The organism is Streptomyces tricolor, assembly GCF_002155905.1.
GTDB lineage: Bacteria > Actinomycetota > Actinomycetes > Streptomycetales > Streptomycetaceae > Streptomyces > Streptomyces tricolor.
In genome coordinates this window covers 1-840 of the sequence record NZ_MUMF01000891.1, presented here as the reverse complement: position 1 = coordinate 840, position 840 = coordinate 1, and the positions used below count along the sequence as shown (strand labels likewise).

1 protein-coding gene and 1 pseudogene are annotated in these 840 nt (G+C 77.3%); both read left to right on the top strand.

All coding sequences use genetic code 11. The features are described 5' to 3' along the window. A partial coding sequence (locus CCN44_RS41195; RefSeq protein ID WP_143650441.1) for a peptidoglycan-binding protein occupies positions 1-563 on the top strand: 563 nt, incomplete at its 5' end. A 72-nt stretch (positions 564-635) separates the two neighbouring features. Next, positions 636-840 (top strand): annotated as a pseudogene (locus tag CCN44_RS41190) (SPFH domain-containing protein); the annotation flags it as partial.

Here is an 840-nt window from a genome sequence, read left to right as displayed (position 1 = left end):
CCGCGGCCGGCGCCCGGCCGGCGGCCGGCGGCAAGGCGGTGGCCGCCTACCCGGGCGCGGCCTACTTCGGTCCCGGCGCCGACAACAAGTACGTCACCCTGCTCGGCGAGATGCTGATCGCCAGGGGTGCGCGCGGCTACTACGCCACGGGCCCGGGGCCGGTCTGGGGCGAGGCGGACCGGCGCGCCACCCGGGCGTTCCAGCTGGCCCAGGGCTGGAAGGGGGCCGACGCCGACGGGATCCCCGGCCGGCGCACCTGGCAGCTGCTGAGCACGGGCCAGGGCAAGGACATCGGGCCCGCGGCCGGCCCCGCCTCGCACGGGGTGCCCGGCTACCCGGGCCGCCAGTACTTCCGGCCGGGCGCCACCAACGACCACATCACCCGGCTCGGCGCCCAGCTGGTCAAGAAGGGGTTCGGCCGCTTCTACGCCCACGGTCCGGGGCCGCACTGGGGCGAGTCGGACCGCAGGGCCGTCGAGGCCTTCCAGCGCGCCCAGGGCTGGCGGGGCGGCGCGGCCGACGGCTATCCGGGCCCCGAGACCTGGCGCCGGCTGTTCGCCTGACCGGCCCCGGCGGCAGGCTCCCCACCCCCACTCCCTGTTCATGACGCGTCTGGCGCGGAGGCTGGAACACGCATGAGTACGACCACACCCCACACCCCGCCCGAGTCCGAGGGGCAGTCGGACGGCGCGGGCGCCGGCCCCGGAGTCCGGCCGGCCCGTCTGATCCAGAACGAGGCCACCACCGAGATCCCCGTCCATCTGCTCTTCCGGGACGATCCGGACCCGGTGGAGGTGCCGCTCCGGCCGGCGGTGGTGGCCCGCCGGCCGGAGCGGCACC